Raw genomic sequence first — 23,335 nt, 5'->3', positions numbered from 1 at the left:
CGGAATTTCCCGCCCATTTGGCATCGGAAATTCTGTTCGATGCAGCTTACTCCTGACCCACTGCACTCTCCAGATTTCTTTTCGCATTCCATTCGGTCCGTTCTTGAGATTCCTCGCGCTGGTTTGCTGCGGGAGTTCCTTGATGCGTGCCGTATCAAGGGAGGTTCTCAATGAACTATGCACGTACCAATGACCGCTCTTCCCGCCGCAACCGCGGCGATGGCCCTGCTTTCGGCTCCAGCACCGGTTCGAAGCGAGGCAGCCGATTCGGATCGTCCGCTCCGAGCCGTTCAGGGGGGCCGAGCCGCTCGGGCGGCTACGGCCGGCGGCCCTCAGCGGTTCAGGGCGAGTTCGCCCTGCCGGAGACGATCACTCCCGCTCTGCCCGCGGTCGAGGCGTTCGCCGACCTCGACATGCCCAAGCAGTTGCTGGCCGCGCTGACCGCGCAAGGGGTGAGCATCCCGTTCCCGATCCAGGGCGCGACCTTGCCCAACACCCTCGCCGGCCGCGACGCCCTGGGACGCGGGCGCACCGGCTCCGGCAAGACCCTCGCCTTCGGCCTCGCCCTGTTGGCCCGCACCGCCGGACAGCGCGCCGAGCCCCGTCAGCCGCTGGCTTTGGTCCTCGTGCCGACGCGTGAGCTGGCCCAGCAGGTGACTGACGCGCTCACCCCCTACGCCCGCTCGGTGCAGCTGCGTCTCGCCACGGTCGTCGGAGGAATGTCGATCGGCAAGCAGGCCAACGCGCTGCGCGCCGGAGCCGAGGTCGTCGTCGCGACGCCGGGTCGGCTCAAGGACCTCATCGACCGCGGTGACTGCCGACTGAACCAGGTCGCGATCACCGTCCTGGACGAGGCGGACCAGATGGCCGACATGGGCTTCATGCCCCAGGTCACCGCGCTCCTGGACCAGGTCCGCCCCGAGGGCCAGCGGATGCTGTTCTCCGCCACCCTCGACCGCAACGTCGACCGCCTGGTCCGCCGCTACCTCACTGACCCGGTCGTCCACTCCGTCGACCCTTCCGCGGGTGCGGTCAGCACGATGGAGCACCACGTGCTGCACGTCCACGGCGCGGACAAGCACTGGACGACGACTCAGATCGCGGCGCGCGAAGACCGGGTGATCATGTTCCTGGACACCAAGCACGCCGTCGACCGGTTGACGCAGGACCTGCTGAACAGCGGTGTCCGGGCCGCCGCCCTGCACGGTGGCAAGTCGCAGCCGCAGCGCACCCGAACCCTGACCCAGTTCAAGACCGGGCACGTCACCGTGCTCGTGGCCACGAACGTCGCCGCCCGCGGCATTCACGTCGACAACCTCGACCTCGTCGTCAACGTCGACCCGCCCACCGACCACAAGGACTACCTGCACCGCGGCGGCCGTACCGCGCGCGCCGGCGAGTCCGGCCGGGTCGTCACCCTGGTCACCCCCAACCAGCGCCGTGACATGAGCCGCCTCATGACCGCCGCCGGCATCGTGCCCGAGACCACACAGATCCGCACCGGCGAAGAGGCGCTCGGCCGGATCACCGGCGCCCAGACGCCCACCGGCATCCCCGTGACGATCACCGCGCCGGTTCCCGAGCGGCGTACGCGCAGCACGTCGTCGTCACGCGGCCGTCGTAGCCCCGCCTCGGCTGCCCGGCGCAGGACCGGACGACAGCCGTCGTTCAAGGCGGCGGCGTAACGACTTCGTGTTCAGCTTCAGGAAGCTGGCCCACCTCTGCAGGAGGCACGTTTTGACGATGGTTCAGATGCAGCCCCGCTCGACGGCTACCGCCTCCGTACCCAGGACGGCGGCCGACGCCCCGGACACCGCCGCACCGCAGGTCTGCGACGACATGACGGTCGAGGTGGCCCTGTCCGTCCTGGCAAGCGCCCGCACCGCACACCTGCTCGTCTGTGACAACGACGGCGTGTGCACCGGAATTCTCACCCAGGCCCAGCTCACCGTGGTCCGCGACAGCCCCGTGTACACGGACCGGGTCCAGCTGCGGGACATCCTTGGCAGCGACGCGACGAGCCTTCTCGCGTCAGCCCGCTGAACGGCCTCGACCGCCGCAGAACCGTCCCCTTGTCCAACTTTCTGTGAGGCATCATGCGCTGTGTCATCGCCCGTTTCCCCTTCGATCTGACCAAGGGCGGCGTCCTGGAATCGATGAAGGGGGTCAAGCCTGAGGAAGTCCTCGGGGCGTCCGTGATCGTCGGTCGTCGCACCTACCCCGTCAAGCAGGTCGGGCAGGTCGTCACCGGTCAGGACCGCCGCGACTTCAGCGCCGGTGAGGTCGTGCGGGCCATGACCCGGCTCGGCTTCACCTGCCGCGGCCTTTCCCCGGACGCTGCGCCCACGCGCCCGCACAGTGCGTTCCAGGAGGCTTCCGCGATGCTCGGGGCGCCCGCGACAGCCTGACCGACGGGCAGGCGCGGGCCACCGGTGGTGCAGTTGGGTGTCGCGGCCGGAAGTTGCGCCGCGCGATGTGTGGTCCGGCCGCGATGTGCATCCGGCAGGGACTGGCCAGGCAGCCTGTGGCTTCCTGCGTGTCTCCGCCGGCCTGACCCGCGAAGGCGCGGGCACAGAGGTGGCGCCGGGAGGGCACCCGGGTCTCTGACCGCCGGTCCGCGCCACCCAGCAGCAACCGGGCCTTCGACGACGTTCCTTGGCCTACTGTCAGGGTCCCGCCCCAGTTGAGGGCAGCAAAATCAGCACATTCTGGACGATGGTGCACCCGCCCTGCCCGGATCAACGATCCTGGGGCGGCTCAGGTCAGCGCGGCGTCGGCCGGCCGCGTCACTATGCGTCCACGCCAGCGTCGGGCACCGCACGGTGCAGCGGCTTCAGCTCCCCATACGGGGCGGCATGGAAGGCTGCGGTGATCTCACCGGCACGCTTCTGGCTCGGCACCCCGTGCAGCATGAGTACACAGGGTACGCAAAGGCGTCCGAACCGGCCTGTCGCTCGTGGACCAGGCGGGCGACGGCCGCCCGCAGGGCGACGTCCACTGCGTTGCCGACGACGTGGCCCTGGCCGGCCGTGAGCGCATCGACCTTCACCTGGGCAGCAGCGGCTCCATGACGAGCGTCGTTCCAAGAACAAGTCCGATTCGCTGCAAACATGCCGCAGCGCGGACGTGGGAGCCGTCGATGCCCGGAATCGAGCGCATCCTCGCCGCGGTCCTGGCACCGGTCGAGGCCTGCGGCGAGGTCGCCGAAGGCGCCGGCTTCTCCGACATCCTCAACCGCGCCGCGTGCACGCTCCGTGGCCGCCGGTGTAACCGGCGGCGGTGATGATGACGGCGTCGGCGCCCTCCATGGCGGGGTGAGGAAGCCAGGAGCGAGCATGTCGCCGCGAGCGATCTGGACGCCTTGTCCTGGAGCTTGCTCTCGTCACTGGTGGGACGGATGCGCAGGGCGCGGACGGTCTTGCGCGTGCGAGGAGTTCATCGACGACCAGGCCGCCGAGCGTGCTGATCGCGCCGGCGGCGAGGCCCCGGGTGTGGGGGGCTCATGGGTCGTTCACTCTCCCAGGCTGCTGTTGGCTTTCCTCAAGTCCCCCTGGGTCAGGCGCGACCACGCGGCGTCGGGCGCGGTCAAGCTCGTGCGCGTGTCTGACGGTTCTCATTCGTGCGGCTGGAGGCGAACTGGACGCCGCCGGAGTGTCCGAACCAGGTGGCGCCCGAATGCATCGATCCGGCTCGGTACAGCAGCGTCAGCATCCCGTGCGATCGGTCCGACGTCTCCTGCGGTGCTCCCGGACTCGCCCGCCGACCGACAGATCCCGTTGGCGCTGGCGCTGGTCGGCTCCGCGTCAGGCCAGCGCGTCGAGGATGTCGGCCGGTTCGGCGCGGGTGGTGTAGTCGGTGTTGACGAAGGCCCACCGGATGGTGCCGTCGCGGTCGATGACGTAGGTGGCGGGCAGCGGGAGGGTGCGTGGGTGGCCGTCGTTGACGCGCTGGAGGTCGAATCCGAGCTTGTCGTAGACCGTCGCGAGGTCGTCGGGGAGGTCGAAGGCGAGGCCGTACTGCTTGGCGGTTTCGGAGCCGATGTCGCTGAGGATGTCGAAGGCCAGCTCGTGCTTCTCGGCCAGGGTGAGGGATTCGTCGGGGATCTGCGGGGAGACGGCCACCAGACGGGCCCCGCGGGCGCTGATCGCCTCGTGGTGCTGTTGGAGGGAGCGCAGGGCGATGTTGCAGTACGGGCACCAGGCGCCGCGGTAGAAGGTCAGCACGACCGGGCCGTCGGTGAGCAGGTCGTCCAGGGCCAGGGTCTGCCCGGTCGCCGAGGGGAGGCTGAAACGCGGGGCCTTGGCTCCGACGGCCAGGGCGCGGTCGGCCTGGCCGGAGTCGGCGAGTTCCTGGCCGGCCCGCTGCATGATCTGTCGGATGTCGGCAGGGATCTGCTGCTGTCGGGCTTCGTAGAAGGTGCGCAGTTCGGCGTTGAGGGTGGTCATGGTGCCTGTTCCTTCTGGTCGGCGACTGGGACGGGACCAACAATCTTGAAATGACCGTTCCAAGATAAGTGGGTGCGTGGTCCCGCGCCAGTCGTGCGGAGGTGTCGGGATGTCAGAGGCTGGTGAACGGACGGCGGTCGGTCAGGGCGAGGGCCTTGATGAATGCGGCGAGGTGGACGGCGCGGCGGGCGAGGTGGCGGCGGAGGCGGGGGGCCTGTGACCCGTACGCGGCCTCCCAGAGGGCTGGTATGCGATTCATGGCGGGATGGTCGCGTCGCCAGGCGCTCCTGGGGTGGATCGTGGACGCACATGGACGCTTTCGTGCTGGTGGGGGACCTGTCCCGCTCTGTGCTGTCGGCACCTTTGCGTCGTGCTGAACCGGGAGTATCTTGGAATCCTCATTTCAGGATGGCGGGGTGCAGCATGCCGGACATCAAGCATTTCGATCCGGACGCCACCCTGGAGACCGTGGTGCGGCTGTTCTGGCGGCAGGGCGTGGCCTCGACCGGAATCCAGGACGTGGTGACCGCGACCGGGCTCAACCGCTCCAGCCTGTACGCCACGTTCGGCGGCAAGCAGGAGCTTTACCTTGCCGCGCTGCGCCGCTATCTGGAGCAGCGGTCCCAGCCGATGTTCCGGCGCCTGGCGAAGGACGAGCGGGGACTGCCCGCTGTCTCCGAGTTTTTCGTCGGCCTGATCGAGGCCCGTTGCTCGGGCGAGTACGCCCGCTGGGGCTGCATGGTCTCCAACGCACACGCCGGGGCTGAGAACAGCAGCCCGGGGGTGCGCGCCGTCCTGGACCAGCACCACCAGGAGCTGCGTGATGCCTTGTACGCCGCCCTCGTCACCGCCGACCGTCAGGGGCAGCTTTCCCCCGGCGCTGATCCGGGCGCTTCCGCGGATCTGCTGGCGCTGCTCGCCTACGGCGTCAACTTGCGGTCCCGTGCCGGTGCGGACGCCGGGACACTGCGCAAGACGGTGACCGCCGCCCTGGACTCGATCGGAGTCCGGGCGGCGGCATAGACGTGCGTGGATCTGCCTCTCAACTGGGGTTGGGTACAGGTGACGTGCCCGGACGCAGGGTGGGGGGTGCCGTCGCTTCCGCTTGTGCCGCATCCGCCGTGTAGTCGCCAGGCGATGTGACGTCGATGCCCTCGGGGGCCTTCACCGCCTTCAGGACGAAGGTCAGGACCACCGTCACCGCCACGTTGAGCACGAACGCGGTGAGGCCGATCTCGCCGATGTCCGGGATCTCCTTGGACGAGCCGCCGAAGTGCTTCTGGGTCGGGGAGGCGACGCCGTACGCGGCGACCGTGCCGTAGATCATGCCGACCGCCCTAGCCGGCGAGCAGCGCCCAGCGGTGGAACCAGCGGGTGAACAGGCCGCCGACCAGGGCCGGGAAGGTCTGGAGGATCCAGATGCCGCCCAGGAGCTGGAAGTTGATGGCGAACACGGCCGTAGCTGCGAGACCGCCGTAGGACTGGAAACCCGCACCCTCCACACACTCCGTCTGCCCATACCGCAGCAGCTCGCCGAAGCAGACGAAGAGCCCGCGCCGCAGCAGCCGCACACGGGGCGGGTACTCGCAGCCTGATGGGCCGCGCACGGATTCGCCCATGCACGGGCGCACCGCTGTCCTCGAAGCGTCAGCGCAGCTCTCCTGGCGACTTGGTTCGCCGCGGCCCTGCGGGGCGGCTGCGCCCGGACAGCAGCCCGGCGTGTACGCGGACTCTATGACGTCGCACGTGACGGAGTACGGGCAGTGCTGTCCGGGCTGAAGGGCTGGGCGGGCGACGGAGGTCAGCGCGACACATCCTGGACGGTTTCGCGGAGCTGGATGTACACCGCGATGTGTGAACGGATGCGGGTCGGCCCGGTGCGATGGATCAGAAAGTCTCCGGGGCGTCAGATCACCGGTCGATGGTGGCCATGTTCGTCTCGTCGTGGCGTTCGCCCGCGGCCAGTGTGAGGTTGTTCAGTCGGTCGAGCTGAGCGGCGCTGAGTTCGATGCCGTCGGCGGCGGTGTTCTCCTCGACGCGCGCGACCCGCCGGGTTCCGGGGATGGGGGCGATGTCGTCGCCGCGGGTCAGCAGCCACGCCAGCGCGGTCTGGGCCGGGGTGGCGCCGATCTCGGCGCCGATGGCCTGTACTTCGTCGACGATGCGCAGGTTGCGCTGGAAGTTCTCGCCGGTGAAGCGCGGGTTGGTCTTGCGCCAGTCGTCGTCGGCGAAGTCGTCGACGGTGCGGATCTGCCCGGTCAGCAGGCCGTGGCCGAGCGGTGAGTAGGGCACGAATCCGATGCCCAACTCCCGCAGCAGCGGGAGGATTTCGGCCTCGACGTCGCGGGTCCACAGGGAGTATTCGGTCTGCAGCGCGGACACCGGATGCACGGCGTGCGCCCGGCGGATCGTCTCGGGGCCGGCCTCGGAGAGACCGATGTGGCGCACCTTGCCCTCGGCGACCAGCTCGGACAGCGCGCCGACGGTCTCCTCGACGGGGGTGTTCGGGTCGACGCGGTGCTGGTAGTAGAGGTCGATGTGGTCGGTGCCGAGCCGCAGGAGCGAGCCCTCGACCGCGGTCTTCACGTTGCGGGCGCTGCTGTCGATGACGCCGGGGCCGTCGCCGGCGTGGGAGACGAGACCGAACTTCGTCGCCACGACGACGTCGTCGCGGCGGCCCTTGATGGCCTTGCCGACGATTTCCTCGCTGTGGAAGGGGCCGTAGATCTCGGCGGTGTCGATGTGGGTGACTCCGAGGTCCAGCGCCCGGTGGATGGTGCGGATCGATTCGGCGTCATCGAGGCCCCCGCCCGTGGTGTAGGTGCCGGCCATGGTCATGGCGCCCAGGCCGATGCGGGAGACATCGAGCCCGCCCAGTGATACGTGCTTCATCAGGTACTCCTTGTTGTGACGGCTGTCAGGCCGGTTGGTGGTCGTGTGTGCAGTGGGGTGCGCCACCAGTTGGCGGACCGTGCTGGGGTGATCCGCGTGCTGTCGACGCGGGTGCCGTTGCCCGGGGAGGGGTCAGAGCCGTAGGCGCACCCGGCGGCCTCCGGCCTCGGCCGGGGCGTGGCGCTCAGGCGTGGGTGTCGTCGTAGCTCAGGCTTCCAAGGACACCGATGCCAGGTGGCGGGGGAGCCGCGGGCTGAACCGGTAGCGCCGCGTCAGTGCTCGTGGGCCGCCGGCTCCAGCACGAGGACCGGGATCTCACGGTCCGTGTTCTTCTGGTACTCGGCATAGTCCGGGAACGCCTCGACGGCTCGGGCTCACCACAGGGCCTTCTCGTCCCCGGTCGCCTCGCGTGCCAGCATGTCCCGGCGCACCGGGCCGTCCTGTAGCTCCACCCGGGGGTCGGCCACGGCGTTGTGGTACCAGACCGGGTGTTTGGGGGCTCCCGCCATGGAGGCGATGACGGCGTAGGAGCCGTCGTGCTCCACCCGCATGACCGGCGTCTTGCGGATCTTGCCGCTCTTCGCGCCCAGGGTGGTCAGGATGACAACGGGCAGGTCCCGGAGCCTCTCGTCCTCTTCCCGCGCGACCAGGACACTCAGCGTCGTTCCCTGCGTACCGCCGGAGCTTTCGTACAGCTCCACCTGGTCACGTACAAACTGCGCCTTGCTCGGCTCGTACTCGCCTTTGAGGGGCATGTTGACTTTCTCCGTGCTGTCGAAACGCACCCGAGCGGTCCTCCGTCCCGGGCGGAGCGTGATGGTCAGGCGTGGGCGTCGTCGTAGGCCAGGCGGCCGCCCAGTTCGCGGGAGGCCTCGGCCTGGGCGAGGAGTTCCTTCGCCTTGGCCTCGGCGGCCTCGATGGCGTCCGCGCCGGCGACGAATCGCAGCAGCGGCTTCTCCTGCTGGGCGATGGTCAGCAGGGCGCGGGCGAGCTTGGCGGGATCGCCGGGCTGCCGGCCGTTCATGCTCTTCATGCCCTCGATCCTCGGGGCGGTGCGCGGGGCGTAGTCGTCGATGGACAGCTCGGGCCAGGTGGTGGAGCCGTCCACGAGGAGTTCGGTGCGGAAGTAGCCGGGCTCCACGATCGTGGTGTGGATGTTGTACGGCTCCACGTCGTAGCGCAGGGACTCCATCCAGCCCTCTTCCGCGAACTTGGAGGCGGCATAGGCCGAGGTGAACTCCATGCCCACCAGTCCGGCGGTCGAAGTGATGGTGATGACGTGGCCCGCGCGCTGCTTGCGCAGGATGGGCAGGACGGCGCGGGTGACGTTCATCGGGCCGAAGACGTTGGTCTCGAACTGCCGGTGCATCTGTGCGGGCGAGATCTCCTCGAAGTAGCCGGTGAACAGGTTGCCGGCGTTGTTGATCAGGACGTCGATGCGGCCGAAGCGGTCGACGGCTGCCTGCGCGGCGGCCTCGGCGTCCTCCAGGCTGGTGACGTCGAGCTTGGTGACCAGCAGGTTGTCGTGCGGTCCGCCGAGGGTCTTCTCGACCTCGTCGGGGCGGCGGCCGGTGGCGACGACCTGGTCGCCGGCGGCGAGGGCCTCGCGAGCGATGTCGGTGCCCAGACCGCGTCCGGCACCGGTGACGAGAATGACCTTGCTCATGGGGGATTCCTTTCAGGCGCCGTGATCCGGCACCCGCTGTATGCGGGGCTGATGCCTGCAGCGCGGACAGCGCCGCAGAGGGGCTGGGACCGGCGGCACGAGCGTCGTACGTCTGGACGGTTCACACCGCCGTGGGCGGTGCACCACCAACAAAACCGGTTGTCACGCGGGGGTGGGAGTCCCTGATGAGGGGGTCACTGACAGGGACCCCCAACCCGGCGGACGCGCTCGTAGAGTGAAGCGCATGGCAGGCAGAAGCGACCCCCACGGCACCCACCGCGACATCCGCGATGATTTCCGCGCGGAGATCCGGGAATTCCTCGGCACACGACGGGCCAAGGTCACCCCCGAGCAGGCCGGACTGCCCCTGTACGGCGGAGAGCGACGACGGGTCACCGGGCTGCGCCGGGAGGAAGTCGCCCTCCTCGCGGGCATCTCCAGCGAGTACTACACCCGGCTGGAGCGCGGCAACGCCACGGGCGTCTCCGAGAGCGTCATCGAAGGCATCGCGCAAGCGCTGCAGCTCGACGAGGCCGAACGAATCCACCTGCTCGACCTCCTGCGCGGCGCCGGCACGACCCGCCCGCCACGCCGCCGCCCGACCCAGCAGCGTGTACGGCCCGCGGTGCAGCGCGTCCTCGACTCGATGGCCGGCACACCCGCGTTCATCCTCAGCGGACGCGGGGACATCCTGGCCGCCAACCACCTCGGGCGCGCCCTGTTCTCCCCCGTCTACGCCGACCCCGTACGACCGCCGAACAACGCCCGGTTCGTCTTCCTCAGCCCGCACGCGACCGAGTTCTTCCGCCACTGGGACGAAGTCGCCAATGACACGGTCGCCATGCTGCGCGCCGAAGCCGGCCGCGCCCTCTACGACCGCCGGCTGACGGACCTGATCGGGGAGCTGTCCACCCGCAGCGACGAATTCCGTCGCCGCTGGGCAGCCCACAACGTCCGCATGCACACCACCGGCGTGAAGCTCCTCCACCACCCGGTCGTCGGCGACCTCGACCTGCCCTTCGAAACCTTCCCCCTCCCCGGCGGCCCCAGCCAGTTCCTCCTCACGTACACCGCCGAGCCCCACTCGCCCTCGCAGGGCGCCCTGAACCTGCTGGCCAGCTGGGCCGCGACCAACGACGACGTCGAGCGGTCCGCGCCGGCCAACGGCTCCCAGCCCGCTGACACGGGTGCCACCCCCGACTGACCGTCGAGCCACGCCAGTCGATCTACGGGAGCTCTTGTGGAGTAGCGGCAGACTCCGCCACGGGTACATCGAGACCAGGAACGGCGCAGCTGTCCACGCGAGACCGCTGCGGTGGCGCTGCGCGCCAGCTCGCGACACCGCGGACAACCCAGGCCATCGGCCGTCCGGGAGACCGCCATGGCTGGACCGGTCTCGGTCGGACCCGTGGTCGGGCGCGAGAGGGGCCGTCGACTATGCCAGGTCTCGTGGCGTCCATGGCGGGTCACCCGGTCGAGCTCGCCCTCCGCCTGTTGCTCTGCGGCGGGTTCCTGGCGTAGGTCAGTACGCCGGGTTCACCGGGCTCGGGGGTCATACGGTCCGCCCACGCCATTCCCCAGCGGGCGGTGTGCAACTCATCCGCGGCCGCAACCTCCACCACGGCCAGATCCGGCCGCGCCACATGCGCGTCAGCACGCCCGAAGGTTCTGCGATGCGACAGGCTTCACCCGACCTAGGAGGGCCCCAGGGGTGGGGCATGTCTTGCGCTGAGTGTTGCGGTACACGTTGCGCGTGCCTTTGCAGCGTCCTGGAGTTCGCCCAGGTCCTCACGGCCGTACGAGCGTGGTCGGGGTTGCCATCCCCGTTGTGGCCGCCTTCAGCCCATGGCCCTGGGGCCCTGGCTGGAGTTGAGGAGTGGGAGGCCGGGATGGACGGAGCGGACAAGGCCGGGATCGGGGGCACGCTCGCTCGTGTTGCGCGTCGGCGGGGCCTCCGTGCCGTGCCGCCGACAGTGCGTCGGCGACGCCGGGAACGCCGGTCGAAGCTCCGGCCCAGGGCCGCAGTGATCCCCTTCTCCGGTGGTGCAGTGCTGTGTGCCTGCAGGGCGGGCTTTCCCTGGCCTGGACAGAGAAGCGTCACCTGTTGACCATCGGGTGACTGCTGTCGGTCGGACCCGAGGCCCGAGGCCCGCGGCGTTCGAATTGTTCACGGGCTGCAGCAGCACCGTTGCCGAAGCTCAGTGGCGGTACGCGGCTATCGCGAGCTCGATGAAGGATCGGATCAAGGGATTGGTGTCACTCTCGTTCCACGCCGCCACCACTCGGCTCGGTGCCATGTCGATCAGCGGTACCGCGACCAACTCCGCGGGTAGGTCGTGTCCGAGGGGGGCAAGGCCGACCGTGCCGCTCCACAGCACGGCCTGCAGGCATTCCTGGACTGCGCGCACTGCTGGGCCCGCGCGCGGCCTGCCGCCGTTCCAGTATGACTGCCAGATGGGGTCGGTTCCCGCAGGGAACTGAAACCAGCGGCGGTCGCTCAGGTCGACCAGGCGCAGCCGGTCGCGGCGGGCCAGCGGGTCATCGGCGCGCAGGACCGCGCCGACTGGATCGGTCCGCAGCGCACGCACCGTCAGGGCGGTCTCGTCGAACGGAGCTCGGGTCAAGGCGACGTCGACCAAGCCGGCGCGCAGCCCGCACGTCGGGTCGGTCAGATCGGTGTCACGGATACGGATGTCGATGCCCGGGTGGCGTCGACGGTAGGCGGCGGCCAGCCTGGTCATTCCCGGGTCGGTCCCGTCACCCAGGATGCCGACGGTGATGGTCGCGACGCCGGCCGCCGCGCTCACGCGTGCACGGACGCTGTCGGCATGGTCGAGTAGGGCCCGCGCCTCGTCTAGCAGCACCGTGCCCACCGGTGTGAGCGTGACGCCGACAGGCGAGCGGGTGAACAGCAGGGCCCCGACGTCGGCCTCCAACTGCTTGATCGCCCGGCTCAGCGGCGGCTGACTCATGTGCAGTCGGGTGGCGGCCCGGCCGAAGTGGAGTTCCTCGGCGACCGCCACGAAGTAACGCAGGGTTCGTAGCTCCACGCTGCAACGATACCGAGGAGGTATCGGCACTGCGGGATGAGTCTTGGACACGGGGAGGGCGCCGGTTGTGCACTCGTGAGCATGACCGAAGAAGCCAAGACCAGCCAACGGCAGGCTGGCCCCGCCGTATCGGTGGTGGGTCCCGCCGACGGCGAGACGATCGTTCTGGGCACCACGCGCATGCGCGTTCTGGAGGACGGCAGCCACACCGGGCACCGCCTCGCGATCGCCGAGTCCGTGCTCGCCCCGCACACCCAGGGGCCACCGCAGCACCGCCACGCCCGACACGACGAGGGCTTCTACATCGTCTCCGGCACCGTACGGTTCACCGTCGGGGACGAGGACTACGACGCCACCGAGGGCACGCTCGTGATGGTTCCGCCCGGTACCCCGCACACCTTCGCCAACCTGGCCGACCAGCCCGCGGTCATGCTCAGCACATTCACCCCGGATCTGTACGTGCAGTACTTCCGAGACCTCCAGGACGTACTCGCCGACGGTCGGCCGCTGACGCCACAGGCCAATATCGACGTGATGAGCCGCTACGCGACCGAGCCCGCCATCGACCTCGCCTGAAGCCGACTGGGCAGCACGGCCCGGCCGCCCTCCTACCGACCGGCAGGGCCGTGCCGCTCCCGTCTTTCGCCGAGCGGGCCCCTCAGACGAAGGACCGGGCCTACTCCAGAGCTCTTCTGACAATCGACGCAACCGATGGGGCCCCGCAAACCGGGGGCCCATGAACGGGAATTATGAACATCGCCTATTGGATCGTCGCGGGACTTCTCGCCCTCTTCTACTTCTACGCGGGCGCGATGAAGGTGTTCCGCAGCGGCGATCGACTCCGACCGATGATGGCCTGGGTCGACCGCGTACCAATGCCCGTCGTAAGGGCGCTGGGGGCGGTCGAAATACTCGGCGCGACCGGACTGATCCTGCCGCCGCTGACCGGTATCGCTCCCTCGCTGGCGCCGGCTGCGGCCATGGGCTTCCTGCTCCTGCAGATCTGTGCTGTCGTCGTCCACCTGACCGGCGAAGACCGCCGGATCACACTCAACGTCGGGCTCATCGCCACCGCGACCGTGACCATCTGGCTGGCCACCGGGCGGTGATCGAGCCCAGTTCTCGACCGTTGGATGCGCCTGAGGGCCAGCCACCTCGCGGCCGCTGTCATTTCTCGTGCATATCGAAAACGCCGCCATCCCCGACCCCGGCATCGTCATCCTCGGCCAAATCCACTCGGGGACCGATGCCTTCAAGAAGTACGACGGCACGGTCGACGTCACCATCGAGGCCAGCTAGGCCATCGACTGAGACTCAGTCGCGAAGGCGGCCGGGGTGAGGCCGGTGCGGTCGCGGAAGAAGCGGCCGAAGTTCGCGGGATCGGTGAAGCCGAGGTGGACGGCCACAGACCGGGCATCCCACCGGGCACCTCCCAGCAGGCGCCGGGCTTCCAACAGGCGTCGCTCGTCGATGAGTTCGCGCACACCCTTGCCGGTGGCGTCCCGGGCGGCACGGCTCAGGGTGCGGACCGAGCAGCCGAGCAACTCGGCGTAGTCCGCGGCCTGGTGCAGCTCACGGAAGTGCAACTCCAAGGCGTCCAGGAAGCGTCCGTACCGGTCGGCGCGGCCCGCGTGGGCCGTGGCCGTGCCGATGGGGGTGATGCCGGGGGAGTTGGCCAGGCGCAGCAGCAGCGATTCGAGCAGGCTGCGGCGCAGGGCGTGGTGGATGTCGAGGGGGCGGCGCCCCAGTGCGCGGTGTTCGTCCAGGAGTTGGAGTGCCGTCTGTTGGAGCCAGGCGGCGTCGTCGGGGTGCGGGGTGAGCACGGCAGGGGCCGCGTGCGCGGTGAGCGGGGCCAGGAGTCGGGCCAGGTCGGGCCGCAGTACGTCCCGTTCGAACAGGATGAACGGGCCGCGCACCGCGCCGGGCGGATGCCAGCACTGCGCGTGTCCGGGACGCACCCACAGCCACTGGCCGGGGGAGACGATCCGCGTGACGTGGTCGACGTCGTGCCGCAGCTCGCCCTCGGTGACGGCGATGAGGTAGTGGAAGGTGGCGCGGCCCGGACGTGGAGGGTTCCACGGCCAGTCGTCGTGCTGGACGAAGAAGTCCTCGACGGTACCGACCTCAAGGCCGTACGGGGTGCCGACCGGGGGCTGGAAACCGAACAGCGGTACCGCAGCCGGACCGGCCGCGCTTCCGCTCGGGCCGGGGTGTCGCTTGTCGACCATCACGTGTCCGCAGCCTACCGCCCTTCCGGGCGGCTGCGGCGGAAGGATGGACGTGCCACCGCGCCCGCGCGGCGCGCTCTCCGCGTCTTTCGATGCCACAGTCCGTCACCACCTGAGGAAGGCAACGCCCCATGAACGGATCGGCCCTGCACAAGACCGCCGCCAACTGCGCGGAGGAACTCCCCGGAGCCCGGCTGGAGCACCCCTTCGGCCCCGACTGGGAGGTCTTCAAGGTGCGCGGCAAGGTGTTCATGCTGATGACCGAAGTGCCGGGGCGGCCCGTCGTGATCCTCAAGGCGGACCCGGGCGAGGCCCACGCCCTGCGGGAGCAGTACAGCCAGATCACCCCGGGCTATCACATGAACAAGAAGCACTGGATCACCGTGGAGGGCGGAGAAGGTGTCGACAAGGAGCTTGTCAGGGAGCTCGTCACCGACTCCTACCGGCTCGTCGTCGCCCACCTGCCCAGGGCCGAGCGGCCTGTCGACCCGCACACCTACGGCACCAGCCCGCGGGCGGCCCGGTGAGCGCGGCCGGTGACCGCCTCCAGGACACCGCCCGCCAGACGGCCCTGGCCCTCCCCGACGTCAGCCACGGCTACCCCTTCACCCCCGGACTCGACGTGTACAAGGTCGCCGGCAAGGTGTTCCTGATCGTCACCGACGACCCGGACGAACAGATCATCACGGTCAAGTGCGAACCCGAGCGCGCGCGGGCACTGGAACGCGGCCACGCCGCGATCACCCCGGGCCGCTACCTCGACAAACGCCACTGGATCTCCCTGGGACCGGGCCCCGGCATCACGGAGCGGCTGATCACCGACGCGGTCGAGGATTCCTACGACCTGGTCGCCGAGCGGTTGCCGCGACGCGGCCGCCCCGGTGCCCGATGAGCGCCGCGAGCTTCCCCGCGAACGGCTGAGCCCTCGCTTGTATGCGTCCCGTGCAAGGGCTCGGCCCGTCCGGGACACGCCCGTCGGCGACCCGAGACACCGATGGAACCGACCGTGGTGTTCCGGCTGCTCTTCGACGAGGAGCACTTCCGGCCAGCCGCCGACGGCCTGCGCCCCACAGCAGGACGTCGTGGGCCGGGACCACCTCCTGGACACGCACGCTGGGCCCGCAGGCGCCCGGCTCCTGGCCGACGGCAGCGCCATGGCCTCCGAGCCGGTGCCGGCCACCCTCTCCGGCGGGGCCGAACCGGGTCAGGCCGCCGATGGTAAGTGGATCGACTTGCCTTGCGGCTGGTGCGGCAGTTACCTTCAGGTGTGGTGAGTTCGTCGACTTACCTTACGACTCGGCAAGGAACAATCAACATGACTCGTCTTGCGGGCAAGCGCGCCCTCGTCACCGGCGGCACGAGCGGGATCGGTCTGGAGACCGCCCAGCGTTTCATCGCGGAGGGCGCCGACGTGCTGGTCACCGGTGTCACCCCGGCCAGCATCGACAAGGCGCGGCAGATCCTCGGGGACAAGGTGCCGGTGGTGCAGGCCGACGCACGCGATCTCGACGCGCAGCGCGCTCTGGCCAAGCAGGTGCGTGAGCACTTCGGGGAGCTGGACGTGGCGTTCCTGAACGCAGGCGTCTCGGACTGGCGGCCCTTCGAGGACCACACGGAGGACAGTTTCGACCGGCTCTTCGACATCAATGTCAAGAGCGTCTTCTTCCTCACCCAGGCCCTGGTGCCCGTGCTGGCCAACCCGTCCTCGGTCATCCTCAACGCGTCCAACAGCGCACACGGCGGCTACGGGCAGTCGAACGCCTACGCCGCGACGAAGGCGGCTGTCTCCTCCCTGATGCGGTCGTGGAACGCGGATCTGCTCACCTCGCACGGCATCCGGTTCAACGCGGTCAGCCCCGGCCCGGTGGACACCCCGCTGTACTCCGCCTCGAAGCTCGGGATCGAGGACCCCGCTGTGCAGGCGGCGGTCGTGGAGGGGATCAGCTCCACCATCCCGCTGGGTCGTATGGGTATGCCCGAGGAGGTCGCGGAAGCCGTCGTGTACCTGGCCTCCGATGCCTCCGCCTTCGCGGTGGGCCAGGACCTTATCCTGGACGGCGGCCAGACAGTCCTCTGACAGCGAGGACGCGGCCGGGAGACGGGCGAGGGGCGTGGGCATGTCGGTGGCGGGCCGGGCGGACACCGGTGGCGATACATGCCAGGCCGGGTATCACGCGCAGATCAAAGAGGAGAACCGCGCGCGCATCATCCGCGCCGCCCGCGATCTCTTCCTCGCCCGGGGATACGACAAGACCTCCCTGGCCCAGATCGCCAAGGAGGCCCGCGTCTCCACCGGCACCCTCTTCAAGCGGTACCCCTCCAAGGCTGCGCTGTTCGCGGCCGTCACCGCCGAACAGTGGCAGCTGGATGTGTGTTACGCCGCCCCGCCCCCGCCCGGTGATCCTCGGTACGGTCTGGACCACATCGGCCGCGACTACGCCTGCCTGGTCGCGCGGCCCGGCACGGCGGCGCTGTGCCGCCTCATCATCACCGAACTGCCTCAGATGCCGGAACTCGCCGACATCGTCGGCACCGGCTTCGCCATCGACCGCGGCCCCTTCTTCGACCGGCTCCGCGACTACCTGGACGCCGAAGCACAGGCTGGAACACTCGACTTCCGTTCGGCCGACGGACAGCCGCAGTCGGCATCCGAAGTCGCCGAACAGTTCCTCGGCATGATCTGCAGCCAGTTCCTGTGGCCTCAACTCGTACGGACCGACTTCGTCCCGCCCAACCCCACCGACGCCGCGATCGTGGACGAAGCCGTCGCCCTCATGCTCAGCCGTTACACCACCGGATCCTGAACTCTGGGACTACCAGACGCTGCCAGACCCCGATACGCCGCCCTACCGGAACAGGTGCAGTGCGGCCGGACGCCCGGCCGCCCCGGATCCCGTGTCGTACGGTCTGATGCCCCGGTCGCCCACCATCCGCAACGGATCTCACCGAAACCGGCGGTGCCGCCGGTCCGGCCGAAAGGTCTGAACCCCTGCCGGGATCAGGCCGCGACGAGCTCCTTCTCAGGGGCCAGCGTTTTGACCTCGGACTTCTTGTTCGGCAGCGAGAGCCGGAAGACCTTGTGCCACGCGGAGAACACCTGCTTGGGCAGCGACCCGGTGACGTACTCCAGCTCGTACTTCTCGAACAACGCGCGCACCTTCACCGCGACCTCGGCGTACCGGTTGCTCGGCAGGTCCGGGAACAGGTGGTGCTCGATCTGGTGCGACAGGTTGCCGGTCATGAAGTGCATGGCCTTGCTGCCGCTGATGTTCGCCGAGCCCATCATCTGGCGCAGGTACCACTGGCCGCGCGTCTCGCCCTTGATCGACCGGCGCTCGAAGACCTGCACGCCCTCGGGGAAGTGCCCGCACATGATCACCGAGTGGGACCAGATGTTGCGGACCAGGTTCGCGGTGAACGTGGCGGCGAGGGTGGGGAGGAACGACGGGCCCGACAGCAGCGGGTGGATCACGTAGTCCTTGAGCACCTGCTTGCGGATCTTGCGGCCGACGGCCCTGGCCTGCGCGCGGAACTCCGGGTTCTTGCGGCGGCGCTTGTTCAGGTTCTTGCCGAGCTCCAGGTCGTACGCTGCGATGCCGTACTCGAAGAAGCAGGCGTTGATGAAGTTCCACAGCGGCTGACCGAGGTGGAACGGGTGCCACTTCTGGTCCTCGTCGACGCGCATGATGCCGTAGCCGAGGTCGTTGTCCTTGCCGATCACGTTGGTGTACGTGTGGTGCAGCTCGTTGTGCGAGTGCTTCCACTGGTCGGCCGGCGAGACGTGATCCCATTCCCAGGTGGTGGAGTGGATCTTCGGGTCCCGCATCCAGTCCCACTGGCCGTGCAGGATGTTGTGGCCGATCTCCATGTTGTCCATGATCTTCGCCACGGACAGACCGGCGGTGCCGAGCAGCCACGCGGGCGGGAAGATCGAGAACAGGAGTACGCCCCTGCTGACCAGCTCGAGCTTGCGCTGCGCCGAGATGACCTTACGGATGTAGGCGGCGTCGTTCTCGCCGCGGCCGGCGATCACCTCGTCGCGGATCGCGTCCAGCTCGCGGCCGAGCTCCTCGATCTGTTCCGCGGTCAGGTGGGCGGTGGGGTCGATGGCGGTCAAAGTACTCCTACCGTTCGATGTCGCAGGGGCCCGCCGCGGCGGACACGCAGGTCTGGATGAGGACGCCCGGCTCCGCCTCGGTGATCTCGCCGGTGCGCAGGTCGCGGACGGCGCCCGCCTTGAGTGGCGTGACGCAGCCGAAGCAGATGCCCATGCGGCACCCGGAGGGCATGAGTACGCCGGCCTCCTCGCCGACGTCCAGCAACGGCGTGGCGCCGTCCGCGTCGGCGGTCTTGCCGGTGGCGCTGAACGTGACCTCGCCGCCGTCACCGGCGGCGACGATGCTGGGGCGGAAGCGTTCGGTGTGCAGGCGCTCTGGGACGCCGTGCTCGCTCCAGTGCTTTTCGGCGGCGTCGAGCAGGCCCGCGGGCCCGCAGGCCCAGGTCTCGCGCTCGGCCCAGTCGGGCACCAGTTCGTCGAGACGGGTGATATCGAGCAGGCCGTCCGTGTCGGTGTGCACCTCGGTCAGACGCAGCTTCTTGTTCGCGACCAGGTCGTGCAGATCGTTGCGGAAGATCACGTCGTGCGGCTGTGGCGCGGAGTGGACCATGACGACGTCGTCGAACTCGGTGTCGCGCAGCATGCCCATCACGGGTGTGATGCCGCTGCCGGCCGTCAGGTAGAGCACCTTGGCGGGCTTGGCCTGCGGCAACACGAAGTCACCTGTCGCCTGGTCGAGTTGGATCAGGGTGCCCGGTTTCGCCCTGCGGACCAGGTGGTTGCTGACCTTGCCGTCCGGGATCGCCTTCACGGTGATCGTGACACGGCCGTCCTGGCGGTTGGTCGGTGAAGTGATGGAGTAGGCACGCCACAGGCGCACCCCGTCGACGTCCACCCCGATCCGCACGTACTGACCGGCCGTGTGACCACGCCAGCCCCGTCCCGGCCTGATCACGATGGTTGCGGCGTCACCCGTCTCGGGGTGCACGGCCTCGATGCGCCCCCGCAGGTCGGCGCCCGCACGCAGCGGGCTGACCAGATCGAGGTAGTCCGACGGCAGGAGCGGCGTCGTGACCATCTCGAGCAGTTTCCACGCCCTGCTGCGGAGGGCTGTACTCGTCATGACTCCAGCTTGCTGTGCCTCAGGGCGTAAAGTCCTGACCGCAGGACGTGAATCTGGTCCGCCGAATTGTTCGCAGGGAACAAAAACATGAGCCATGCAATCCAGAGGGCCAGCGAATTGGCCCTGGACGAGACGACGGTCACCGCACTCCGGGCCGCGCTGAAGAGCACCGCCGACGAGGTCGTGCAGGCGATCATCGACGAGGTCCCTCCCTACGCCAACGCCCTTTCGGGCCACATGGGCGCCACCATCCGCCGAGCCGTCCGCACTGCCCTGGGGCACTACCTGGACCTCGCGAGCGGGAACGCCACAGGCGGCGACGCCGGTGACGCGGCCTACGAGCTGGGCCGCGGCGAAGTGCGCGACGGCCGTACGATGGACGCCCTGCTCAGCGCCTACCGCGTCGGCGCCCGCGTGGCCTGGCGATGCCTGGCAGCGGGCGCCGTACCCGCAGGTCTGCCCGCCGCCGAGGTCGCCAAGTTCGCCGAGCTGACCTTCGCCTACATCGACGAGCTCTCCGCCGCGAGCGCCGCGGGCCACGCCGACGAACTCGCCGCCCGGGGCCGGGCCCACGAACGCCACCTGGAACACCTGGCCCGCGACCTCCTCGCCGGCGCGAGCCCGGACGTGCTGCTGGCCTCTGCCCAACGGGCCGGGTGGCAGCCTCCGGTATCCCTGACCGCGGTCCTGTTGCCCGCCGCCCAGGCGCGGCCTGCCCACCGCACGCTCGATCCGAGCACCCTCGTCCTCGACGATCTGCCGGACGCCTTCGGCGTGCTGCTCGTCCCCGATGCCGATCGATCCCACCTCTTGCGGCAGCTGACCGACCGCTCCGCCGTGGTCGGCCCCGCCCGGCCATGGACTCGGGCGTCCGCCTCGTACACACGGGCCCTACGCGCGCGTTCTCTCTCCTCTGACATCCGCGACACCGAGGACCACCTGCCCGAGCTGGTGCTGAGCGCCGACGTGGACGCGTTCGCAGACCTGCGTGCCCGGGCGCTCGCACCGTTGCGGACCCTGCCTGTCGCGACCGCGCGGCGGCTGGAGGAGACGTTGCGGGCGTGGTTGCTGCACCAGGGCAGGCGGGATGAGGTGGCGGCGGCGTTGTTCGTCCATCCCCAGACGGTCCGGTACCGGATGTCTCAGCTGCGGGAGCTGTTTCCGGATCTCGCCTCGCCACACCGGGTCCTTGAACTGACGCTGGCGGTCGGTCTTCGGGCCAGGTGACGCGTTCTTCCGTCGTCCACGACCGCGTCCGCGAGCGGTCCAGGAACCGTGCCTCGTGCTCGGTGCCCCCATGCGGTTACTACCTTGCGGGTTGGCTGGTGATGATCATCTCTCGGCGGCGCTGTCGGAGACCAAACCCTGGCCACGGCGGAGTTGGTCTCGAAGTACTCCGGGCGTCCGATATACCGCTGGAGAGACCGCCACTGCTTGTGTTCGGCGGTGGCGTGCTCGACGCGGATCCGCTCCGAGGCCTGCTGCGCGCCGCTTTCCACGCTGCGACGTCCTCTGCCGGCGAGTCCTTCATCGGCTTCAGCGGCGGGACCTGGGCCTGATCGGGGAAGTGCTTGGCCAGTCCCCGGTAGCCCGCATCGACCTTTGCCTCGCAGCCGTCTGGTCGTGCGTGCGACCGAGCCGGAACGCCCCGGCCCACAAGGTGCGGCCCTTCTCGTCGGTGAGGAGGGTGGTCTTCGTGGTGTTCTGCCGCGTCTTCCCCGAGACGAACGCGCGTCAGCCGGGCTTGCTCACCCGTGGACGGCGCACCCGGACCTCCGTACCGTCCCACCGCAGCTCGGCGCCCTCAGGCGCGGCGTAGGCGAAGACATCCGCCAACGTGCGAAGCCGCAGGTCTGGACCGCCTGGCACGGCGAAGCCACGGGCGGCCAGGAGCGGGCGGATCTCGTGAAGAGCCCGGGTGATCGTGCAGAGGTCCATGCCGTAGAGCACGGCCAGCGCCGCGTGTGGGAGTTGGAAGCGCAGGATGACCAAAGCAGCGATGACGCGGTCGGTGAACACCAACGGGTGATGAGGTCCTGCTCCAGCCGTGCGCATGCAGTCGTGGCCCGGCGGGCCTTCATGGCGTCGCCTCTCTTCCGAGACGGCCCACGGGTCGGCCAACTCGCAGATCAACGCGCCAAGTCGACGGCGCTGGAGACCAGTGAAGACACGATGGGACAAGGCCGCGCGGGCCAGGCAGTGCGTCACAACAACACCAACTCGCGGGCTTCTCCACACCCCGACCGCTGGAACCGGCATTGCCGGTGCTCGTCAGCCTTGCTGCCGACGCCGCCGCAGAACACCAAAGGTGCCGCTGAGAGCCACAAACAGAGAGCCGCCCACCACCCAAGGCAGGTTCGACGTGACAGATGCCGCGGGGTGATGCTCGAAGACCATCCGCGACATTGCTTCCCCGAGCAGCCCGCCGGTCAGCGTGCCTCCCCAGATCATCAGAAGGATCGTCCAACCGTTACGGGCACGCATCCAGTCATTCACGCGGTCATCATGCGCCCACCGTCCCAACGGTCACAAGCCAGCCCACTCGTCGCCGTCCGCTACGAAGCGACAGTGCTGGTCACAGCCCTCAACGAGGGGCTGTGACCAGCCCGCTCACAACAGGCCCTAGGCGCCGCCGGGTCCGGTCTGTGCGGGCGAAGGTGGAGATCAGCGCGGTCCAGTGCGGCTCGCCCGGCCGCGACGACCTATCGTGGCGTTCGCTGAACAAGGAGTGGGTGGAACTCACCAACACCACGCGCCGCACGGTCAATCCCGACGGCTGGACCTTGACGGACGAGGACGGCCACACCTCCACTTTCCACAGCCACCGCCTGGACGGGCGTGCCACGGTCCGCGTCCACACAGGGGAGGACCGCGACATGGTCAGCGACCAGTACATGGAGCGCCGCGACTGCGTGTGGCGCAGCTACGCCGACACCGCTCCCTGCGCAACGACCACGACCGCTTCGTCGGCGACGCCTCCTGGGGCGGCCACCTCCACCACGGCAGTGGTCGCACCGTTGACTCCGCCCCGCCCTGGCCATCCGTTGCTGGGGCCCGGCGGTTTGGGGGTGCCGGTTCCACTGCCCACTGGGCCCCAGCTGCGGAGCCCGGTTCTCAGGAAACTCGGTAGTTGGACCGTTTTGCTGAAGAGATGTCCGATCCGGGACATGCCTGTGGCTCCGGACGCATCCGGAGCCACAGGCATGTTGCTGCTTGGCGGGTTACCAGCGATACCAGCGGCCCTTGCGGCCGCCCGTGTCGGCGGAACGCATGACGAAGCCCAGCAGCCAGACGACCAGCACGATGACGGCGAGCCACCACAGGGCCTTCAGCGCAAAACCCGCGCCGAAGAGGATCAGAGCCAGCAGAAGAACGACAAGCAGGGGAACCATAGTTATCAACCTCCGTAGCTCCTCGTGCCCGGCGAATGCGAGAACACACGGTCGATTTCCCTGGTTTCTCCACTGCTTGTGCGGGCACTGGACTCAGTTTCTCCACGGCGTTCACCTCGCCGTCGTACCGGCTGAACGTGTGGCCGACGGTGGCGACACGTTCGACGCCTTCCGGTGGCACACGATCGACGGGGAACACCTCGGCGCCTGCCCGCCCCAAGCCCATGGCGCCGTCGCCGACCAGCGACTCGGGGCCTCGGGGCGGCACGCTCTCCGGGAGGAGGATGCAGCAGCACGAGATACGCACCGGCGTCGTGGGCGGTGGCGGGGTCGCGGTCGCCAGCAGGTGATCGACGGTATTCCGGCCCGGGTGTCGGTCGAGGTTAGCCTCGCGCTTTCATGAAGCGGGCTGTCCGGCAGGCGGTCAGGGAAGCAGAAAGTGCCTCTGACCAGCGAGAATGAGGATTGCTGAGGTCCTTGTT

At 69.1% G+C, this 23,335-nt stretch carries 26 protein-coding genes and 4 pseudogenes; 15 read left to right on the top strand and 15 right to left on the bottom strand.

Going from position 1 to position 23,335, the window contains the following annotated elements; genetic code table 11:
- Positions 1-170: 170 nt before the first annotated feature.
- From ABZT06_RS47010 to ABZT06_RS46995, 4 genes and pseudogenes are all read left to right on the top strand, one after another.
- Positions 171-1,685, top strand: coding sequence for a DEAD/DEAH box helicase (locus tag ABZT06_RS47010; RefSeq protein ID WP_355755265.1), 1,515 nt, complete (start codon positions 171-173; stop codon positions 1,683-1,685).
- Positions 1,686-1,737: 52 nt separating this feature from the next.
- Positions 1,738-2,007 (top strand): annotated as a pseudogene (locus tag ABZT06_RS47005) (hypothetical protein); the annotation flags it as partial.
- Between the two features lie 89 nt (positions 2,008-2,096).
- Positions 2,097-2,408, top strand: coding sequence for an SCO5918 family protein (locus tag ABZT06_RS47000; RefSeq protein WP_355755263.1), 312 nt, complete (start codon positions 2,097-2,099; stop codon positions 2,406-2,408).
- 548 nt (positions 2,409-2,956) lie between these two features.
- The gene (locus ABZT06_RS46995) at positions 2,957-3,283 is read left to right on the top strand and encodes a hypothetical protein (protein WP_355755261.1); all 327 of its coding nucleotides are present in this window, start codon (positions 2,957-2,959) and stop codon (positions 3,281-3,283) included.
- A 520-nt stretch (positions 3,284-3,803) separates the two neighbouring features.
- On the opposite strand, the gene ABZT06_RS46990 is transcribed toward ABZT06_RS46995, so the two are convergent.
- Both ABZT06_RS46990 and ABZT06_RS46985 read right to left on the bottom strand, forming a co-directional pair.
- Positions 3,804-4,445, bottom strand: a complete 642-nt coding sequence (locus ABZT06_RS46990) for a peroxiredoxin-like family protein (protein WP_355755259.1) — start codon at positions 4,443-4,445, stop codon at positions 3,804-3,806.
- Between the two features lie 112 nt (positions 4,446-4,557).
- Positions 4,558-4,704, bottom strand: coding sequence for a hypothetical protein (locus ABZT06_RS46985; protein ID WP_355755257.1), 147 nt, complete (start codon positions 4,702-4,704; stop codon positions 4,558-4,560).
- Between the two features lie 164 nt (positions 4,705-4,868).
- On the opposite strand from ABZT06_RS46985, the gene ABZT06_RS46980 reads away from it, so the two are divergent.
- Complete coding sequence (locus ABZT06_RS46980) at positions 4,869-5,468, top strand: TetR/AcrR family transcriptional regulator (protein WP_355755255.1); 600 nt, start codon at positions 4,869-4,871, stop codon at positions 5,466-5,468.
- A gap of 19 nt (positions 5,469-5,487) precedes the next feature.
- Here the strand turns inward: ABZT06_RS46980 and ABZT06_RS46975 are convergent.
- The 4 genes and pseudogenes from ABZT06_RS46975 to ABZT06_RS46960 all read right to left on the bottom strand — a co-directional run.
- Positions 5,488-5,893, bottom strand: a pseudogene (locus tag ABZT06_RS46975) (sodium:solute symporter); the annotation flags it as partial.
- A 463-nt stretch (positions 5,894-6,356) separates the two neighbouring features.
- Positions 6,357-7,337: an aldo/keto reductase gene (locus tag ABZT06_RS46970; protein WP_355755253.1), complete on the bottom strand. Its 981-nt coding sequence runs from the start codon at positions 7,335-7,337 to the stop codon at positions 6,357-6,359.
- Positions 7,338-7,609: 272 nt separating this feature from the next.
- Positions 7,610-8,092 (bottom strand): annotated as a pseudogene (locus ABZT06_RS46965) (nitroreductase family deazaflavin-dependent oxidoreductase).
- 65 nt (positions 8,093-8,157) lie between these two features.
- Positions 8,158-9,003: an SDR family oxidoreductase gene (locus tag ABZT06_RS46960; protein ID WP_355755251.1), complete on the bottom strand. Its 846-nt coding sequence runs from the start codon at positions 9,001-9,003 to the stop codon at positions 8,158-8,160.
- A 244-nt stretch (positions 9,004-9,247) separates the two neighbouring features.
- On the opposite strand from ABZT06_RS46960, the gene ABZT06_RS46955 reads away from it, so the two are divergent.
- On the top strand, positions 9,248-10,207 hold the full coding sequence (locus ABZT06_RS46955) for a helix-turn-helix transcriptional regulator (protein ID WP_355755249.1): 960 nt from the start codon (positions 9,248-9,250) through the stop codon (positions 10,205-10,207).
- A 262-nt stretch (positions 10,208-10,469) separates the two neighbouring features.
- Here ABZT06_RS46955 and ABZT06_RS46950 read toward each other — a convergent pair whose 3' ends face one another.
- Positions 10,470-10,622: a hypothetical protein gene (locus tag ABZT06_RS46950; RefSeq protein WP_355755298.1), complete on the bottom strand. Its 153-nt coding sequence runs from the start codon at positions 10,620-10,622 to the stop codon at positions 10,470-10,472.
- 579 nt (positions 10,623-11,201) lie between these two features.
- Positions 11,202-12,038, bottom strand: a complete 837-nt coding sequence (locus tag ABZT06_RS46945) for a LysR substrate-binding domain-containing protein (protein WP_355755297.1) — start codon at positions 12,036-12,038, stop codon at positions 11,202-11,204.
- Between the two features lie 96 nt (positions 12,039-12,134).
- Here ABZT06_RS46945 and ABZT06_RS46940 point away from each other — a divergent pair, with 96 nt between their 5' ends.
- The 3 genes from ABZT06_RS46940 to ABZT06_RS46930 all read left to right on the top strand — a co-directional run bounded on the left by ABZT06_RS46940 (position 12,135) and on the right by ABZT06_RS46930 (position 13,352).
- Positions 12,135-12,629, top strand: a complete 495-nt coding sequence (locus ABZT06_RS46940; RefSeq protein ID WP_355755247.1) for a cupin domain-containing protein — start codon at positions 12,135-12,137, stop codon at positions 12,627-12,629.
- A gap of 173 nt (positions 12,630-12,802) precedes the next feature.
- Positions 12,803-13,162, top strand: coding sequence for a DoxX family protein (locus ABZT06_RS46935; protein WP_355755245.1), 360 nt, complete (start codon positions 12,803-12,805; stop codon positions 13,160-13,162).
- Positions 13,163-13,229: 67 nt separating this feature from the next.
- Complete coding sequence (locus ABZT06_RS46930) at positions 13,230-13,352, top strand: hypothetical protein (protein ID WP_355755242.1); 123 nt, start codon at positions 13,230-13,232, stop codon at positions 13,350-13,352.
- On the opposite strand, the gene ABZT06_RS46925 is transcribed toward ABZT06_RS46930, so the two are convergent.
- Positions 13,349-14,284 (bottom strand): AraC family transcriptional regulator, encoded by a 936-nt coding sequence (locus ABZT06_RS46925; protein WP_355755240.1) that lies wholly within the window; start codon positions 14,282-14,284, stop codon positions 13,349-13,351. The two genes, ABZT06_RS46930 and ABZT06_RS46925, sit on opposite strands and share 4 nt — an antisense overlap.
- Positions 14,285-14,412: 128 nt before the next feature.
- Here ABZT06_RS46925 and ABZT06_RS46920 point away from each other — a divergent pair, with 128 nt between their 5' ends.
- The 4 genes from ABZT06_RS46920 (at position 14,413) to ABZT06_RS46905 (ending at position 17,085) form a co-directional block, all read left to right on the top strand.
- Positions 14,413-14,808, top strand: a complete 396-nt coding sequence (locus tag ABZT06_RS46920; protein ID WP_355755239.1) for an MmcQ/YjbR family DNA-binding protein — start codon at positions 14,413-14,415, stop codon at positions 14,806-14,808.
- Complete coding sequence (locus tag ABZT06_RS46915) at positions 14,805-15,173, top strand: MmcQ/YjbR family DNA-binding protein (RefSeq protein ID WP_355755237.1); 369 nt, start codon at positions 14,805-14,807, stop codon at positions 15,171-15,173. The genes ABZT06_RS46920 and ABZT06_RS46915 overlap by 4 nt, the downstream gene beginning before the upstream one ends.
- A gap of 423 nt (positions 15,174-15,596) precedes the next feature.
- The gene (locus ABZT06_RS46910) at positions 15,597-16,358 is read left to right on the top strand and encodes an SDR family oxidoreductase (protein WP_355755235.1); all 762 of its coding nucleotides are present in this window, start codon (positions 15,597-15,599) and stop codon (positions 16,356-16,358) included.
- 40 nt (positions 16,359-16,398) lie between these two features.
- Positions 16,399-17,085, top strand: a complete 687-nt coding sequence (locus tag ABZT06_RS46905) for a TetR/AcrR family transcriptional regulator (protein WP_355755232.1) — start codon at positions 16,399-16,401, stop codon at positions 17,083-17,085.
- Here ABZT06_RS46905 and ABZT06_RS46900 read toward each other — a convergent pair.
- Genes ABZT06_RS46900 through ABZT06_RS46890 form a run of 3 tightly spaced genes read right to left on the bottom strand, consistent with a single transcriptional unit; the run spans position 17,067 to position 19,461 of the window.
- Positions 17,067-17,222, bottom strand: coding sequence for a DUF6207 family protein (locus ABZT06_RS46900; RefSeq protein WP_355755296.1), 156 nt, complete (start codon positions 17,220-17,222; stop codon positions 17,067-17,069). The two genes, ABZT06_RS46905 and ABZT06_RS46900, sit on opposite strands and share 19 nt — an antisense overlap.
- A gap of 57 nt (positions 17,223-17,279) precedes the next feature.
- The gene (locus tag ABZT06_RS46895) at positions 17,280-18,398 is read right to left on the bottom strand and encodes an acyl-CoA desaturase (RefSeq protein WP_355755230.1); all 1,119 of its coding nucleotides are present in this window, start codon (positions 18,396-18,398) and stop codon (positions 17,280-17,282) included.
- Positions 18,399-18,405: 7 nt separating this feature from the next.
- A complete protein-coding gene (locus ABZT06_RS46890) occupies positions 18,406-19,461 on the bottom strand; it encodes a ferredoxin reductase (protein WP_355755227.1) in 1,056 nt (351 codons plus the stop codon).
- A gap of 87 nt (positions 19,462-19,548) precedes the next feature.
- On the opposite strand from ABZT06_RS46890, the gene ABZT06_RS46885 reads away from it, so the two are divergent.
- Positions 19,549-20,688, top strand: coding sequence for a helix-turn-helix domain-containing protein (locus ABZT06_RS46885; protein ID WP_355755225.1), 1,140 nt, complete (start codon positions 19,549-19,551; stop codon positions 20,686-20,688).
- Positions 20,689-21,195: 507 nt separating this feature from the next.
- Here ABZT06_RS46885 and ABZT06_RS46880 read toward each other — a convergent pair.
- Positions 21,196-21,480, bottom strand: coding sequence for a transposase family protein (locus ABZT06_RS46880; RefSeq protein WP_355755223.1), 285 nt, complete (start codon positions 21,478-21,480; stop codon positions 21,196-21,198).
- Positions 21,481-21,732: 252 nt separating this feature from the next.
- The gene (locus ABZT06_RS46875; protein WP_355755221.1) at positions 21,733-21,957 is read right to left on the bottom strand and encodes a hypothetical protein; all 225 of its coding nucleotides are present in this window, start codon (positions 21,955-21,957) and stop codon (positions 21,733-21,735) included.
- Positions 21,958-22,058: 101 nt separating this feature from the next.
- Between ABZT06_RS46875 and ABZT06_RS46870 the strand changes: the two are divergent.
- A pseudogene (locus ABZT06_RS46870) lies at positions 22,059-22,465 on the top strand (lamin tail domain-containing protein); the annotation flags it as partial.
- Between the two features lie 217 nt (positions 22,466-22,682).
- Here the strand turns inward: ABZT06_RS46870 and ABZT06_RS46865 are convergent.
- Complete coding sequence (locus ABZT06_RS46865) at positions 22,683-22,853, bottom strand: hypothetical protein (protein WP_020121623.1); 171 nt, start codon at positions 22,851-22,853, stop codon at positions 22,683-22,685.
- Positions 22,854-23,335 lie beyond the last annotated feature (482 nt).

The organism is Streptomyces sp. NPDC005483 (genome assembly GCF_040606035.1).
Classification (GTDB): Bacteria; Actinomycetota; Actinomycetes; order Streptomycetales; family Streptomycetaceae; genus Streptomyces.
This window is presented reverse-complemented; position numbering and strand designations above follow the sequence as displayed.

Bases quoted from the DNA above. Each gene is read 5' to 3' on its own strand.
- ABZT06_RS46885 (WP_355755225.1), top strand. From the start codon at position 19,549: ATGAGCCATGCAATCCAGAGGGCCAGCGAATTGGCCCTGGACGAGACG.
- ABZT06_RS46990 (WP_355755259.1), bottom strand. From the start codon at position 4,445: ATGACCACCCTCAACGCCGAACTGCGCACCTTCTACGAAGCCCGACAG.
- ABZT06_RS46980 (WP_355755255.1), top strand. From the start codon at position 4,869: ATGCCGGACATCAAGCATTTCGATCCGGACGCCACCCTGGAGACCGTG.
- ABZT06_RS46970 (WP_355755253.1), bottom strand. From the start codon at position 7,337: ATGAAGCACGTATCACTGGGCGGGCTCGATGTCTCCCGCATCGGCCTG.
- ABZT06_RS46890 (WP_355755227.1), bottom strand. From the start codon at position 19,461: ATGACGAGTACAGCCCTCCGCAGCAGGGCGTGGAAACTGCTCGAGATG.
- ABZT06_RS46920 (WP_355755239.1), top strand. From the start codon at position 14,413: ATGAACGGATCGGCCCTGCACAAGACCGCCGCCAACTGCGCGGAGGAA.
- ABZT06_RS46865 (WP_020121623.1), bottom strand. From the start codon at position 22,853: ATGGTTCCCCTGCTTGTCGTTCTTCTGCTGGCTCTGATCCTCTTCGGC.
- ABZT06_RS46910 (WP_355755235.1), top strand. From the start codon at position 15,597: ATGACTCGTCTTGCGGGCAAGCGCGCCCTCGTCACCGGCGGCACGAGC.
- ABZT06_RS46935 (WP_355755245.1), top strand. From the start codon at position 12,803: ATGAACATCGCCTATTGGATCGTCGCGGGACTTCTCGCCCTCTTCTAC.
- ABZT06_RS46960 (WP_355755251.1), bottom strand. From the start codon at position 9,003: ATGAGCAAGGTCATTCTCGTCACCGGTGCCGGACGCGGTCTGGGCACC.
- ABZT06_RS46985 (WP_355755257.1), bottom strand. From the start codon at position 4,704: ATGAATCGCATACCAGCCCTCTGGGAGGCCGCGTACGGGTCACAGGCC.
- ABZT06_RS46905 (WP_355755232.1), top strand. From the start codon at position 16,399: ATGTCGGTGGCGGGCCGGGCGGACACCGGTGGCGATACATGCCAGGCC.
- ABZT06_RS47000 (WP_355755263.1), top strand. From the start codon at position 2,097: ATGCGCTGTGTCATCGCCCGTTTCCCCTTCGATCTGACCAAGGGCGGC.
- ABZT06_RS47010 (WP_355755265.1), top strand. From the start codon at position 171: ATGAACTATGCACGTACCAATGACCGCTCTTCCCGCCGCAACCGCGGC.
- ABZT06_RS46955 (WP_355755249.1), top strand. From the start codon at position 9,248: ATGGCAGGCAGAAGCGACCCCCACGGCACCCACCGCGACATCCGCGAT.
- ABZT06_RS46940 (WP_355755247.1), top strand. From the start codon at position 12,135: ATGACCGAAGAAGCCAAGACCAGCCAACGGCAGGCTGGCCCCGCCGTA.